Here is a 13,266-nt window from a genome sequence, read left to right on the forward strand (position 1 = left end):
TGCTGGCCTGGAGCGACGGGTCGCCGACCCGGCGGACCAGGACACCGTGGGTTCTTGGCGAAAGGGCTTGTCTCGTGGAATTCCCACACGACGCCGTGCTGCCCGCCGGGCAGTTACGGGACATCGTCGAAACCATCGCGAAATCGCCGGATTCCTGGCGTGCCGAAATCAAGTTCGACCTCTACGAGCGGCATTGCGTCCGGCTCAGCCGGGACGCCACCCACGAGGTGTGGCTGATCTGCTGGGACATCGGCCAGGACACGTTGCTGCACGACCACGGCGGCAGCGTCGGCGCGTTCGCCGTCGCCAGGGGTTCGCTGGTCGAGGACTACGGCACGGTCGGCACGACGCGGCTGCGGACCAGGCGGCACGCCCAGGGCGCCGCCGTCGGCTTCGGCGCGGATTACCTGCACAATCTCGTCAATGTCGGAATGACCCCGACCGTGTCGATCCACGCCTATTCACCGCCGCTGCGGGTCATGAATTTCTATTGCTCGCTCCCCACCGGGACGCACCATTTGCGGGCGATCGAATGTGACACCCCGGAGCCGGACACCGGCGTCCTGGAGGCCGAGGCGGCAGCGCTTCGCGCGGCCCGGACGTGAGCGCGATCTCGCGGCTGTTGGAGCGGGCGCGGGAGGAGATCACCCGCTACACCCCTGCCCAGGCAGCGGAGGCGCTGCGGACCGGCGCGACCCTGGTCGACCTGCGGCCGACCGAGTACCGGTGGCGGTTCGGCGAGATCCCCGGCGCGATCGGGGTCTCCCGGCACGTGCTGGAGTGGCGCCTGGACGTGACGGGGCCGTGGCACATCAAGGAGTTGCGGCACGCCGAGCACGACCAGGAGATCATCCTGATCTGCAACGAGGGCTACACCTCCAGCCTCGCCGCGCACCAGGTGATGACCCAGCTGGGGCTGACCAGGGTCCGTGACGTCATCGGCGGGTTCGCCGCGTGGCGTGACGCGGGCTTCCCGGTGATGTCCAGGCTGATCTGACCCCGCTTGTCCACCGTTCCAGCACCTCGAGTGATGCGTGCTGGAACGGTGGACACGAGTGGTCACGGCCCGGGTGACCTGGCGCGATACACTGTTTTGTTCATGGCAGCAGATCACGACGGCATCACCAGAACTATCGAGTCCTTTGTGGACGCCTTTAACCGCGGCGACGCCGAGACCGTCGACGGGATGTTCGAAGAACACGGCGTGCTCGTGCCCGCCCCCGGCCAGCCGATGACGGGGGACGCGCGGCGAGCGGCCCAGAAACACCTGCTCGGCTTCGGGTTGCCGATGAACGCCGACATCCGGCACGTCTACCGGGCCGACGACATCGCGCTGGTTCTCATCGACTGGTCCATCAAGGGCACGACACCGGACGGCGACGAGGTCGACCTGACCGGCACGTCCACCGACGTCCTGCGACTGGGCGCGGACGGTGAATGGCGGCTCGTCTTCGACAACCCGAACGGAACGGCATAAGCGAGAGGGCCGTCCGGCGCACCGGACGGCCCTCACTTCTTCTGCTGGAAACGCCCCTTAGTGGGCGACAGCCTTCTCGGCGCCCGCGCCCGTCAGCGCGCGGACCTCCATCTCGGCGTACTTGGCGTCGTCACGCTCCTTCGACAGGACCGTGCCCAGCCAGCCGAGGAAGAACGAGACGGGGATGGACACGATTCCCGGGTTGGGCAACGGGAACCAGGAGAAGTCCACCCCCTTGATCATCGATCCCGACGTACCCGACACGGCGGGCGAGAAGATGATCAACAGGATGCAGACCGCGAGGCCGCCGTAGATGCTCCACAACGCGCCCTGGGTGTTGAACCGCTTCCAGAACAGCGAGTACAGGATGGTCGGCAGGTTCGCCGACGCGGCCACCGCGAACGCCAGCGCGACCAGGAACGCGATGTTCTGCCCGTTGGCGAAGATGCCGCCCGCGATGGCCACCGCGCCGATCACCAGTGCGGTGATCCTGGCGACCTTGACCTCCTTGGCCGGGTCTGCCTTGCCCTTCTTGATCACATTGGCGTACACGTCGTGGGCGAACGACGCCGACGCGGTGATCGTCAAACCCGCCACCACAGCGAGGATCGTGGCGAACGCGACCGCCGCGATGAACCCGAGCAGCACCGGCCCGCCGAGTGCGTCGGCCAGCAACGGCGCCGCCGAGTTGACCCCGCCGGGTGCCGTCTTGATCGCCTGCGGCCCCACGATCGCGCCCGCGCCGTAGCCGAGGACCAGCGTGAACAGGTAGAAGATGCCGATCAGCCAGATCGCCCAGACCACCGACCGGCGGGCTTCCTTGGCCGTGGGCACGGTGTAGAAACGCATCAGGATGTGCGGCAGACCCGCGGTGCCCAGCACCAGCGCCATCGCCAGCGACACGAAGTCCAGCTTCGTCTCGGCGGTCTTGCCGTACTGCAGGCCCGGGTCCAGCACGGCCGGGGTCGCCTTGTCGACCGCGCCCTGCAGCAGCGACGACAGGTTGAAGCCGTAACGGCCCAGCACCCACAGGGTGATCGCGGCGGCACCGGTGATCAGCAGGGCGGCCTTGATGATCTGCACCCACGTGGTGCCCTTCATGCCGCCGATCAGCACGTACACGATCATGATCACGCCGACGATCGCGATGACCGCGGCCTGCCCGGCCTTGTCGGTGATGCCCAGCAGCAACGCGACCAGACCACCGGCACCGGCCATCTGCGCGAGCAGGTAGAAGAAGGACACCGCCAGGGTGGACGTCGCCGCGGCGGCGCGGACCGGTCGCTGGCGCATCCGGAACGCCAGCACGTCACCCATCGTGTACTTGCCCGTGTTCCGCAGCAGCTCGGCGACCAGCAACAACGCCACCAGCCACGCGACCAGGAACCCGATCGAGTAGAGGAAACCGTCGTAACCGTTCACGGCGATCGCACCGGCGATGCCCAGGAACGACGCGGCCGACAGGTAGTCGCCGGAGATCGCGATGCCGTTCTGCGGACCGGTGAACGCACGCCCGGCGGCGTAGTAGTCGGCCGCCGTGCGGGAGTTCTTGCTGGCGCGGAACACCACGACCAGGGTGACGAGGACGAACGCGGCGAAGATCGAGATGTTCAGCGTCGGGTTGGAGTTCGACGCGGCCTGGGCGATGCTCACTGTGCGTCACCGCCTTCGATCCCTTCGCGGATCTCCTCCGCTTTCGGGTCAAGTTTCTTGTTGGCGTACCGGACGTACAGCATCGTGATCGCGAAGGTCGACACGAACTGCAGCAGGCCGAGGATCAGGGCGACGTTGATGTTGCCGAAGACCTTGGTGGACATGAAGCCGTGCGCGTAGTCGGCCAGCAGCACGTACACCAGGTACCAGACCAGGAACAAGCCGGTCATCGGGAACACGAACCGGCGCAGCCTGCGCCGCAGGTCGGCGAATTCGGGACTGGCCTGGACCTTCGCCCAGTCCTGGGCGTCCGGTGGCCGGGTGTCAGGTTCGACGGTACTCACGCGACCTCCCTGTCACGGCGTGTGTTCCGCGACACGATAGGGGGATGGTCAGCGCCCCAGACGGGTTAGCGGACAAACCGCCGAACCATGCGACGAACGGTCGACGAACGGTCAAGCCCGAACGTCGAGTGGCCCAGGTCACGTTCTGGTTGCTCTCGTAGGTGCAGGCGCAGCATCGCCGTCGTCGTCCACGGCGGCGGCCTGCCGAACAAGGACACCACGACCATGGTGCCGAACGCGAGCGGAACCGACCACGGCGCGGGCTGGGCGACCAGGATCGCCAGCCAGCCGTGCACCGGCGAGCCGAACAGCGTCATCACGATCGCACCCGCGGTGGCGAGCAAACCCACTGCCACACCGGCGATCGCGCCGGCGGCGGTGAGCCGCGGCCACCAGATGCCCAGCACCAGAAGAGGGCTGAACGTGGACGCCGCGACGGTGAACCCCCACGTCACCAGGATGCCCGCGTCCAGCCGGGCGGCGGGCAACGCGAGCAGCACGACGGCGACCGCCGCCAGAAACACCGTCACGCGCAGCTGTCTGAGCCCGCCTGCCAACAGGTCGTGCGAGATCGCGCCGGAGACCACGAGCAGCAAACCCAGTGAGGTGGCCAGGAACGACGCGAACGCACCGGCGGTCAGCAACGCTGTGAACGCGTCACCCCACGCTCCGTCATCCACCTGGGACGGTAGTGCGACGACTGCCGTATCCGTTGCGCCCGTCAGGTAGAGCTGCGGTACCAGCACACGGCCCAGTACGCCGTAGATGCCGGGGAAGAGGTAGAACGCGCTCAGCAGAACGACTGTCAGCGCCGCGGTCCGGCGCGCGGCGCGACCGTCCGGGCTGGTGTGGAAACGCATGAGGACGTGCGGCAGCCCCATCGTGCCGAGCATGGTGGCCAACAGGACGGCCCACGTGCCCAGCAGCGGGTACCCCTCGCCCTGCACGTCGATCAGCGGTCGTTCCCACCCGGCCCCGCCGGGCGGTGTCTGTCCCTTCAGGCCGGGGACGGCCGCTCCTTCGGGAAAGATGTACTCACTGCCCGCCGCTATCTGAAATTCCCCCACAGGCATCGTGAGTTCACCGCCTGCTGTGTCACGAACAGTGGTCGGCGTGGTGATGTCCACTGTGACCGCCGTACGGAAAGTCACGGCGGTGTCGTGACCGAAGTGGGTGAATTCGGTCGGGTTCACCGCTTCCTGGCGGACGTCCGGCCCGACGCGCAGCAACAGCCAGATCGCCGGGATGATGAACAGCACCAGTTTCAGGCAGAACTGGAACGCCTGGACGTAGGTGGCTGCCCGCATCCCGCCGAGCGCGAGCGTCACGGCGACCACGACCCCGGCGATCACCACGCCGACCCAGTACTGCGATCCACTCACGACACTGAGCACCAGCCCGGCGGTGCGGAACTGCGGGACCAGGTAGAGCCCGCCGATCACGAGGATCGCCACGGCCGCGAGCCTGCGCAGCGGCGGCGAGGCCAGTCTCGCCTCGGCGAAGTCCGGCACGGTCAACGCGCCGGACCGCCGCATGGGCGCGGCGACCAGTGCGAGCATCGCGATGTACCCGGCGGTGAACCCGACCGGGTACCACAGCGCGCCGAGCCCGTCCTTGACCACGAGACCGGCCACGCCGAGGAAGGACGCGGCGGACAGGTATTCGCCGGACACCGCGGCCGAGTTCAGCAGCGGCGACACCCGGCGTGATGCGACGAGGAAGTCGGACGTGGTGCGCATCGCGGCGACCCCGCGCAGCCCGATCAGCAACGTGATCAGCACGACCGGGGCCACCGCGAGAGCGGCGATCACTCCTCGTCCTCGGGCTTCTCGGCGCGCCGCAACTGCCACACCGCGAGGAAGACCATGGCCGGGAACGGGATCAGCACGACCATCAGCCAGGACACCGGAATCCCCAGCAGGTGCAGCGTGTCCAGCCGGGGCCACAGCGCGAACACCAACGGCAGCAACAACACCAGCGCGAACAGCCAGCCGACCGCGGCCGCGGCCCGTCGGCGTTGCACCCGGAAGAGCCGCTGCGCCCGTTCCGCGTCGGCCGGGTCGAGCACCGGCACCCGCCACCGGGCACGCAGGCGTTTGCGCGCGTGCGCGAGGCGGGTCTGTGGGCTGGTCACCGCGACCCTGCGATGCGGCATCAGGCCCGCCGGTCCAACTCGCCGTGCTGCGCTGCCCGGAGCAAGCGCTCGCGCAGTTCACGGGAGTGCCTGCGGGACACCGGGACGTCACCGGCCTCGGTGTGCGCGAGCAGTCCGCCCGCGGAGTCGCTGCGCAGTTCGCGCACGGATCCGATGGACAGCAGGAAACCGCGGTGCACGCGGACGAAACCCGCGCTCTCCCAGTACTCCTGCAGCCGTGAGATCGGCATCCGCACGAGGTGCGATCCCGCCTTGGTGTGCAGCCGGACGTAATCACCCTGCGCCTCAACGAAATACACTTCGCTGCGGCGGATGTAGTGGGTCCGGCCAGCGGCTTCGACGGGCAGCGCGGCCATCGCGTCGAGTCTCGGCGCGGGTTCGGTGCGCCTGCCGAGCCGGGCGAGGGTGTCGGCGAGCCGCTCCGACCGCAACGGCTTGAGCAGGTAGTCCACCGCGCCGATGCCGAACGCCGCGACGGCGTGTTCCTCGTGGGCGGTGACGAACACGATCGCGGGCGGCTCGCTGAGCTTGCGCAGCAGCGCGGCCAGTTCGAGGCCGTCGAGCCCGGGCATGGAGATGTCGAGGAAGATCGCGTCGAACCGGCCGCTGTGGATCATCTTGAGCGCGGCGATCGGGTCGGCCGCGCCGTGCACCTCGTCGACCTCCGGGGCGTCCCGCAGCATCCTGACCAGTTCGTCCAGCGCCGCGGGGACGTCGTCGACGGCGAGCACGGTCAAGCCCTGTCCCATCACGGCATCACCCCGGGCTGGAACATCGGCACCCGGACGACCACCCTGGTCCCGGCGTCCGGCGCGGTCTCCACCACGAGCCCGAACCAGGAGCCGTAGACGTTGCGCAGCCTTCTGTCCACATTGGTCAGCCCGACGCTGTCGGAGCGGCCGTGCCCGGCCAGTACCCGTTCGGCGACGGCCGGGTCCATGCCCACCCCGTCGTCCTCAATGCTGATCACGCAGTCCGACCCCTCGGCTTCGCCCCGCACCTGCACCAGTCCCGACCTCGAACGCGGCTCGATCCCGTGCCGCACGGCGTTCTCCACCAGCGGCTGCAACACCAGGTACGGGATCGCCACCGCGAGCACCTCCGGCGCCACCCGGATCTGCACACGCAGCCTGTCGCCGAGCACGGCGCGCTGCAACGCCAAATAGGTCTCGATCGCATGAAACTCGTCGGCGACGGTCGTGTAGTCGCCGTGCCGGGCGAGGCTGTAGCGGGTGTAGTCGGCGAAGTCGAGCATCAGTTCCCGTGACCGGTCCGGGTCGGACCGCACCAGCGACGCGATCACCGTGAGCGCGTTGTAGACGAAATGCGGTGAGATCTCGGCGCGCAACGCACGCAGTTCGGCCTGCGCGGCCTGGTCGGCCATGGCTTCGAGGCGGTTGCGTTCGAGCGCGTCGCTGATCCAGTCGGCGACGTCACGCACCGGCCCCATCCGGCTCGCGCCCGCCACCACCAGCACACCGGACAGCTCGTCGCGGGCGTGCAGCGGCAACGCGACGGTCGGCAGCCTGCCCGCCTTCGTCTCACTGTGCAGGACGTCTTCGACCAGAGACATCACGTCGACACCCGAGGGTGTCTGGCCGACCCACTCCAGCCGCCCGGACAGGTCGGCGAGACCGGTGCCGTCGACCTCGAGCAGCCTGCGCACGCCTCTGACCGCCGCGCGCACCCGTGGCCCGCTCAACCCGCCCGCGACGTCGCCCGCGACCCGCATGGCCACGCCGAGCGTCGCGAGAGCGCCCCGCTTGAGGGGCCGCCAGGACCGGGCGGCGGGGTCCTGGCCGGGCAGCACAGACATCGCGGCTCCATCGCATCGATGTACCAGGTCTGAGATCTTACGTCGCAGGTACGGCGACCAGCCGGGCCGTGACGTACCGTGGGCAGTGATGCGGCAGATCTTGGTAGTGGTCGCCTTGCTGCTGGCCGCGTGCACCCCTGGGCCCCTACGGCTCTACAGCGGGTCCACCGTGGGTTGGTCGCAGGCAGGGCCGGGTGGCTTCGCCAACCACAACGGCGTGTTGACCTCGTCGGGCGGCATGGGGCTGTTCTGGTACTCGGCGCACGAGTTCCGGTCGTACACGCTGCGGCTGGACTGGCGGACGCAGGGCGACTCGAACTCGGGGGTGTTCATCGGCTTCCCGGCGAGTACGGACCCGATGTCGGCGGTGGACAACGGCTACGAGGTGCAGATCGACGCGACGGACGAACCGTCGCGGACCACCGGGGCGATCTACGGCTTCCAGTCGGCGGACATCGCGGCCAGGGACAGGGCGCTGCGACCGCCGGGCGAGTGGAACACGTTCGAGCTCGTGGTGTCCGGCGAACGGGTGCGGGTGCTGCTCAACGGCGTGCAGGTCAACGACTTCACCAACACGGACCCGAAACGGTCACTGGCCTCCGGGCACATCGGCATCCAGAACCACGGGGAGAACGACGTGGTGTCGTTCCGTGACATCCGGCTGACCGAGTAGCCGTGCTACGTTCCCGTGATGTCGCGGGTCTACGTGACCACCACAGCGCGGGCGTCGGCACTGGAACTGGTGTGGGCGGACGTGTTGGCACGGCACTACCGGATGACCGGCGCACGAGTGCGGTTCCTCGGCGGCGGAGAACCCGAACTCCGCTCAACGCTCACGTTGTCGTACAACGATTACGACGCGACAGAAACGCCGATCCCCCGATACGTGGACGTGCTCGGCCCAGCGCACTACCAACGCTGGTGGGCGGGAAGCGACGCACGCGTCCACGTCATCGGCGAACCCGCACAACGCCAGCACTCGGAAGCCTGGCGCGCGCACCTGCTGTCCTCGAACGCGCCCCTACCGACCGCGATCGTGGTGCACCCCGACATCGACATCCCGGACATCGGTGCGCTTTCGTCGCAGTACGGCTCGGACGCCGTGCGCTGGTGGCTGCTGCGCGACCCGACGCTCAACCCCGACCGGATCGTCCACCTGGCCAACAAGGACCTGCACAAACGCCTGAGCACCCTCATCGACCGGGCAACCGGCCTGGTGCACCGCTACCGCGACGGCGAACCACCGGCGGGCGGCACCTGGCCACCGGTGTCCGGCCCGGTCCACGCCGCACTGACCAGGTCCGACTTCGTCGCGGCGACTGAGGCCGTCTGGCAGATCGTCGATGCCGCGGCCAGCTATCTGACCAGGTCACGACCATGGGACCTGGCCATCAGCGGTCCGGATCAGGAGCTGGACACCGTACTGGCGACGCTGCTGGCCGCTTGTCGTACGCTCGCCAACGAGTTGACACCGTTCTTGCCGGACCTGGCCACTCGGGTCGCCGAACAGACGTTCGCGCTGTCCGGCTCGTTGGCTCCACCTCGCAGCGTGTACGCCCGACTCAGCAAGTAAGTAATCCGAGCCCACTGGACCCCGACGTGCCGCCGGGTGATCTGCTCGCCCAGGTGAAATCGACGTGCCGAGCCGGTGTGGTTGTCCTACCCTTCTCGGCAACGCGTTGACGGAGACGAGCGCAGGTTGTCCTGCCTGGCCCGGCTGGGGTCAGCGAGGAGACTGTCGTCGAGGTCGAGGGCCTCGTTGTCGCCAGTGCGCAGGCTCTTGGTGGCGCCGAGATCACCGAGCCGGTGGTCACGTCGTTGTCCGGGCCTGTGCAGGCTCCCCCGTTCGACCTCTACCGCCCCGGGCTCAGTGCATCCTTGCCCACCATTTTGGACAATGCGCCCGTTGCTCTTCGGCATCCGCGGTCACGGGCCGGGTTCGCGATCACCGCGGCCAGTGTCGCCGGGTATCGGGCCGCGCTCGACGCGCTGGGGTTCACCGAGGTCCACACGCCCAAGATCGTCGCTACGGCCACCGAGTCATCGCCGACCACCACGACGTGATGGCTGTGCTCCGCGAGGCCGTGGCCGGGATGGTCGAAAAGGTCCGTGACCGTGCGGCCGGCGCGGTGGCGTTGCTCGGCGTGTGACTGCCGGAGGTGCCTGCCGAGATCCCGGAGATCCACTTCGCGGACGCGCTCGCGGTGGCAGGCGCCGCACCGGACGAACCGGACCTCGCCCCGGCGGACGAACGGGCGTTGTCGGAGTGGGCATTGCGCACGTACGGCTCGGAATTCCTTTTCGTCACCGGGTATCCGATGCGCAAACGACCTTTCTACACGCATCCGGACCCGGCGCGGCCCGCGTACTCCACCAGCTTCGACCTGCTGTTCCGTGGCGTCGAACTGGTCACCGGCGGTCAACGGCCGCACCGGTACGCCGACTACCTGGCCGTCTTGCCCGACCCGGAGCCGTACGAGGGGTTACCTCGCCGCCTTCCGGCACGGCATGCCGCCGCACGGCGGGTTCGCGCTCGGCCTGGAGCGCTGGACCGCCAGGTTGGTGGACGCGCCGAACATCCGGCAGACCATCTTGTTCCCGAGGGATCTGCACAGGCTCAGACCCTGACCTGCACTACTGTGCGATCATGACACGATCGCGGGTGTACCGGGACGGCAGGCTGGAAGCCGAGAACTTCCCGCCCGACCGGCTGGCGGCCAACCTCGCCGATCCCAGCACCGTCGTGTGGGTGGACCTGGCGGCGCCCAGTGAGGACGACCTCGCCGAGCTCAGCGAATCGCTGGGTCTGCACCCGCTCGCGGTCGAGGACGCGGTCCAGCAGCACCAGCGGCCGAAGCTCAGCCGCTACCCCGGGCACGCGCTCGTGATCTGCTACGCCGTCGAGACGAACGGCGACGGCGAGCTGACCGCGCACGAGCTCGCGGTCATCGTGACCAAGCAAACGCTGGTGACCGTGCGCAAGGACCCCGCGTTCGACGTGGACGCTCTCGTGCAGCGGTGGGACAACGAGGCCGTGATGGACGGGGTCGCCTACCTGCTGCACGGGATCCTCGACTACGTCGTGGACTCCTATCTGGACGCGGCGCAGTCCCTCGACGACCGCATCGAGTCGCTCGAGGACGACGTGTTCACCCAGCCGCCGAACTCGACGGCGGTGCAGCGGCTCTCCTTGACGCTGCACAAGGCCGTGGGGCAGTTGCGGCGCAGGGTGTCCCCGATGCGTGAGGTGCTCGTCCCGTTGCTCCGGCCGGACAACAACCCGATCTACAACGAGCGGATGCTGCCGTACTTCCAGGACGTGCTCGACCACGTGATCTGGGCGTCGGAGCAGGTTGAGTCGTTGCGCGACCTGATCGCCACGGTCAGGGACACCCAGCTCAACCTGCAGGGCAACCGGATGAACCTGATCATGAAGAAGGTCACGAGCTGGGCGGCGATCATCGCGGTGCCGACCGCGATCACCGGGTTCTACGGCCAGAACATCCCGGTTCCCGGCGTGGACCAGATGTGGGGTTTCTGGCTGTCCACAGTGGTCATAGCGATCGCTTCGATCACGCTCTACGCGACCTTCAAACGCAAGGACTGGTTGTAGCGCTTCACCTCGCCCGCGCGGTCGCACCGATCGCGCCGACCGTGACGAACATGCCGATCACGGCGAGACCCGCGACGACCGCGGCGACCGGCGTGTTCTGCAGCGGCGGGGAGTACGCGGCCTCCTTGACGACCGGTGGCTGCGGCGGTGGTTCCACAAGCGACACGGTCACGGCCGGTGTCAGAGCGACTGTCTCGATCTTGGTCTCGGCCAACTGCCCGTTGACGAACGAATCCGCCACAACGGTCAACGACGTCGTCAGACGGGCGCGCATCACGACCGAGCACGTGTACTCCACGGTTTGCTGCGGCGCCAACGTGCCGATCTCACGGGCGCACGCGGAGGGCGACCCGGTCACGCGGACGCCGCTCAGCGCGATCGGCGTCGGGTTGCGCACGGTCACCGTGAACGTCACGGTCTCCCCCGCTCGCGCCGCGCGAGTAGACGGCCGCACGGAGAACTCGACGCGCGGATGAACGACGGTGAACGCCGCGCTGGCGTCGGCGGTCACCTTCTTGCCGGTCTTGTCGTTGCCGTTGACCGCGACGGCGTTGGTGAAGCCCTCGTCCGCCGCGGTGATCGAACACTTCAGGGATTTCCTCTCGTCCACCCCGAGTGTGCCGAGATCCGGTTTGTCGCAGGCGTCCACTTGCTTGTCGTCGACGGCTACCGCGGACAGCGGTGTGTCACCCGTGTTGCGGATCTCGACGGTGTACCCGACCTCCTGGCCACTGAGAGCGGTGGTGGGCGCTGCCGCCTTGGTCACCGCGATCCCCGGCCGGACGACTTCGAGGAAGGTGGACGCCGCCGCGGTGAGCTGCTCGCCGAGCAGGCTCTTGCCACTCGCCTGCACGGACGGTTTCACGTCGTCGCCGGGTGCGGGGCGGGCGCACGTCGCTTTCGCCTGGTGTCCCGGTTCGACGCGGGGAATGGTCTGGTCGCAGGACGATCCCAGGTCCATGTGCAGCACGACATCCGTGGCGGGTGCACTGCCTGTGTTCGTCACCGTCACCGATTGGGTGACTTGCTCACCCTCATGCGCGACGGCGGGTTCGACCGAGGTGACCACGGCCAACTCGGGCCTGCCTGAGGACATCACGACGCCGGACACGAGGTACGCGTCGCTTCCGCTGGTGAACGCCAGGTTCGCGCCGCTCTCGCGTGGTTTGACCACGTCGCCGGGCAGCTCGACCGTGCGGGCGTCCACGCTCATGTTGTTGGCGCTCTTGGGATCGAGCTGTCCGTCCGCCGCGGACGCGAAGAAGTTGTCGGTGCGGGCGACGTTGCGGCCGTTGACCTCGAACCGGTCACCGGTCACCGCCCAGTCTCCTTCGAACCCGGTCACTCCGGCGCGGGTGAGACCGCCCGCCGACCGGATCGCCTCGAGCCGGGCATGGGCGCTGGGTTTCGTGGTCAGCACCCGGGAATACGTGTCGTAGACGACGACCTGCTTGCGCGCCGGAGCCGAGGACTGGGGCGCGTCGAACATCCAGACGGCGGTCAACGACCACCCGCCGAAGCAGTCGAAGCCTTGGGGCGTCCAGACATTCCCGACTGTGACGGTCGACGGGCCGGTGATGCCGCGGAAGTGGTCGGTGACGTCGGCGTTGGCGCTGTAGAACTGGTGATCGGTGTGCGCGATGGCGCCGAGTGGGTCCTCGGTGTACCTGCCGGGCGCGACCAGCCCGCCCCTGTCCCCGACCTTCAGCGAAACCTGCTGCCGCTCGGGCGACCCGGGCGGGCGGCTCGGCCCGCGTCCGCAGGGGACGCCGGTCAGCGCGCCGGTGTTCCCAGCCCACGTCAGCTTGGCGAAGGCGATCCGCGCTCCGGCCGGGATGGGCAACCGCGCGCTCGACGAGTTGTAGGTCGCGGGATCGGCGTCCACGTCGGCCCACGCCATCGGATGGCCGTTGTTCTGCGCTGGAAGCCCTGTACCGACGCGGTTCTGCGCGTCGAGGCAGCGTTTGACCGGGTGGTGGCCGGGTTCCCGGGGGCAGGTGGTGACTGTGTTGCCGACCAGCGCGAAGTCACCGTAGATCGTCTGGTCGAAGCTCACCGGCGCGGTGGCCGGTCCGCCCGCCGAGGTCACCGGTGCGGTGGGGAACGCCGTGAACATGAGCACCGAGAGCGTGCCCACCAAGCCCCTTATCCGCACTGTGGACCTCCGTCAGGTTAGAACGGACAATAGGACAAGCGCATAACTGCCCG

General features: G+C 68.5%; 15 protein-coding genes and 1 pseudogene. 9 read left to right on the forward strand and 7 right to left on the reverse strand.

The annotated features are described in order from the left end of the window. The first annotated feature begins 74 nt into the window (after positions 1 to 74). The 3 genes from ALI144C_RS38990 to ALI144C_RS39000 all read left to right on the forward strand — a co-directional run bounded on the left by ALI144C_RS38990 (position 75) and on the right by ALI144C_RS39000 (position 1,477). Entirely contained in the window at positions 75 to 605 is a 531-nt protein-coding gene (locus ALI144C_RS38990; RefSeq protein WP_076992257.1) for a cysteine dioxygenase, read from the forward strand. Further along, positions 602 to 997: a rhodanese-like domain-containing protein gene (locus ALI144C_RS38995; RefSeq protein WP_076992258.1), complete on the forward strand. Its 396-nt coding sequence runs from the start codon at positions 602 to 604 to the stop codon at positions 995 to 997. The genes ALI144C_RS38990 and ALI144C_RS38995 overlap by 4 nt, the downstream gene beginning before the upstream one ends. A 102-nt stretch (positions 998 to 1,099) precedes the next feature. Then, complete coding sequence (locus tag ALI144C_RS39000) at positions 1,100 to 1,477, forward strand: YybH family protein (protein WP_076992786.1); 378 nt, start codon at positions 1,100 to 1,102, stop codon at positions 1,475 to 1,477. A 57-nt stretch (positions 1,478 to 1,534) separates the two neighbouring features. Here ALI144C_RS39000 and ALI144C_RS39005 read toward each other — a convergent pair whose 3' ends face one another. The 6 genes from ALI144C_RS39005 to ALI144C_RS39030 all read right to left on the reverse strand — a co-directional run bounded on the left by ALI144C_RS39005 (position 1,535) and on the right by ALI144C_RS39030 (position 7,445). Beyond that, on the reverse strand, positions 1,535 to 3,130 hold the full coding sequence (locus tag ALI144C_RS39005) for a solute symporter family protein (RefSeq protein ID WP_076992259.1): 1,596 nt from the start codon (positions 3,128 to 3,130) through the stop codon (positions 1,535 to 1,537). Continuing rightward, entirely contained in the window at positions 3,127 to 3,474 is a 348-nt protein-coding gene (locus ALI144C_RS39010) for a DUF485 domain-containing protein (protein ID WP_076992260.1), read from the reverse strand. Before ALI144C_RS39010 ends, ALI144C_RS39005 begins: the two co-directional genes overlap by 4 nt. Before the next feature lie 65 nt (positions 3,475 to 3,539). Next, a complete protein-coding gene (locus tag ALI144C_RS39015) occupies positions 3,540 to 5,285 on the reverse strand; it encodes a sodium/solute symporter (RefSeq protein ID WP_076992261.1) in 1,746 nt (581 codons plus the stop codon). Next, a complete protein-coding gene (locus tag ALI144C_RS39020; RefSeq protein ID WP_076992262.1) occupies positions 5,282 to 5,629 on the reverse strand; it encodes a hypothetical protein in 348 nt (115 codons plus the stop codon). Before ALI144C_RS39020 ends, ALI144C_RS39015 begins: the two co-directional genes overlap by 4 nt. Next, entirely contained in the window at positions 5,629 to 6,378 is a 750-nt protein-coding gene (locus tag ALI144C_RS39025) for a LytR/AlgR family response regulator transcription factor (protein ID WP_076992263.1), read from the reverse strand. The genes ALI144C_RS39020 and ALI144C_RS39025 overlap by 1 nt, the downstream gene beginning before the upstream one ends. Continuing rightward, the gene (locus tag ALI144C_RS39030) at positions 6,378 to 7,445 is read right to left on the reverse strand and encodes a sensor histidine kinase (RefSeq protein WP_083753785.1); all 1,068 of its coding nucleotides are present in this window, start codon (positions 7,443 to 7,445) and stop codon (positions 6,378 to 6,380) included. The genes ALI144C_RS39025 and ALI144C_RS39030 overlap by 1 nt, the downstream gene beginning before the upstream one ends. Before the next feature lie 88 nt (positions 7,446 to 7,533). Between ALI144C_RS39030 and ALI144C_RS39035 the strand changes: the two genes are divergently transcribed. The 6 genes and pseudogenes from ALI144C_RS39035 (at position 7,534) to ALI144C_RS39050 (ending at position 11,058) form a co-directional block, all read left to right on the forward strand. Then, positions 7,534 to 8,118 (forward strand): 3-keto-disaccharide hydrolase, encoded by a 585-nt coding sequence (locus ALI144C_RS39035; protein WP_237774527.1) that lies wholly within the window; start codon positions 7,534 to 7,536, stop codon positions 8,116 to 8,118. An 18-nt stretch (positions 8,119 to 8,136) separates the two neighbouring features. Continuing rightward, positions 8,137 to 9,018: a hypothetical protein gene (locus ALI144C_RS39040; protein WP_076992264.1), complete on the forward strand. Its 882-nt coding sequence runs from the start codon at positions 8,137 to 8,139 to the stop codon at positions 9,016 to 9,018. Positions 9,019 to 9,323: 305 nt separating this feature from the next. Continuing rightward, a complete protein-coding gene (locus tag ALI144C_RS58055; RefSeq protein WP_237774528.1) occupies positions 9,324 to 9,509 on the forward strand; it encodes a hypothetical protein in 186 nt (61 codons plus the stop codon). A gap of 140 nt (positions 9,510 to 9,649) precedes the next feature. Beyond that, positions 9,650 to 9,832 (forward strand): annotated as a pseudogene (locus ALI144C_RS58555) (aspartate--tRNA(Asn) ligase); the annotation flags it as partial. A gap of 121 nt (positions 9,833 to 9,953) precedes the next feature. Then, positions 9,954 to 10,073, forward strand: coding sequence for an amino acid--tRNA ligase-related protein (locus ALI144C_RS58560; protein WP_269086732.1), 120 nt, complete (start codon positions 9,954 to 9,956; stop codon positions 10,071 to 10,073). A gap of 19 nt (positions 10,074 to 10,092) precedes the next feature. Further along, positions 10,093 to 11,058 (forward strand): magnesium transporter CorA family protein, encoded by a 966-nt coding sequence (locus tag ALI144C_RS39050; RefSeq protein ID WP_193441265.1) that lies wholly within the window; start codon positions 10,093 to 10,095, stop codon positions 11,056 to 11,058. A gap of 4 nt (positions 11,059 to 11,062) precedes the next feature. Here ALI144C_RS39050 and ALI144C_RS39055 read toward each other — a convergent pair whose 3' ends face one another. Continuing rightward, complete coding sequence (locus ALI144C_RS39055; RefSeq protein WP_143231136.1) at positions 11,063 to 13,213, reverse strand: DUF7507 domain-containing protein; 2,151 nt, start codon at positions 13,211 to 13,213, stop codon at positions 11,063 to 11,065. Between the last annotated feature and the right edge of the window lie 53 nt (positions 13,214 to 13,266).

Source organism: Actinosynnema sp. ALI-1.44, from assembly GCF_001984155.1.
Classification (GTDB): Bacteria; Actinomycetota; Actinomycetes; order Mycobacteriales; family Pseudonocardiaceae; genus Kibdelosporangium.

Excerpts from the sequence above, each read along its gene's own strand:
- ALI144C_RS39000 (WP_076992786.1), top strand. The coding sequence starts at position 1,100 with ATGGCAGCAGATCACGACGGCATCACCAGAACTATCGAGTCCTTTGTG.
- ALI144C_RS39020 (WP_076992262.1), bottom strand. The coding sequence starts at position 5,629 with ATGCCGCATCGCAGGGTCGCGGTGACCAGCCCACAGACCCGCCTCGCG.
- ALI144C_RS39025 (WP_076992263.1), bottom strand. The coding sequence starts at position 6,378 with ATGGGACAGGGCTTGACCGTGCTCGCCGTCGACGACGTCCCCGCGGCG.
- ALI144C_RS39030 (WP_083753785.1), bottom strand. The coding sequence starts at position 7,445 with ATGTCTGTGCTGCCCGGCCAGGACCCCGCCGCCCGGTCCTGGCGGCCC.
- ALI144C_RS39035 (WP_237774527.1), top strand. The coding sequence starts at position 7,534 with ATGCGGCAGATCTTGGTAGTGGTCGCCTTGCTGCTGGCCGCGTGCACC.
- ALI144C_RS39040 (WP_076992264.1), top strand. The coding sequence starts at position 8,137 with ATGTCGCGGGTCTACGTGACCACCACAGCGCGGGCGTCGGCACTGGAA.
- ALI144C_RS58560 (WP_269086732.1), top strand. The coding sequence starts at position 9,954 with ATGCCGCCGCACGGCGGGTTCGCGCTCGGCCTGGAGCGCTGGACCGCC.
- ALI144C_RS39050 (WP_193441265.1), top strand. The coding sequence starts at position 10,093 with ATGACACGATCGCGGGTGTACCGGGACGGCAGGCTGGAAGCCGAGAAC.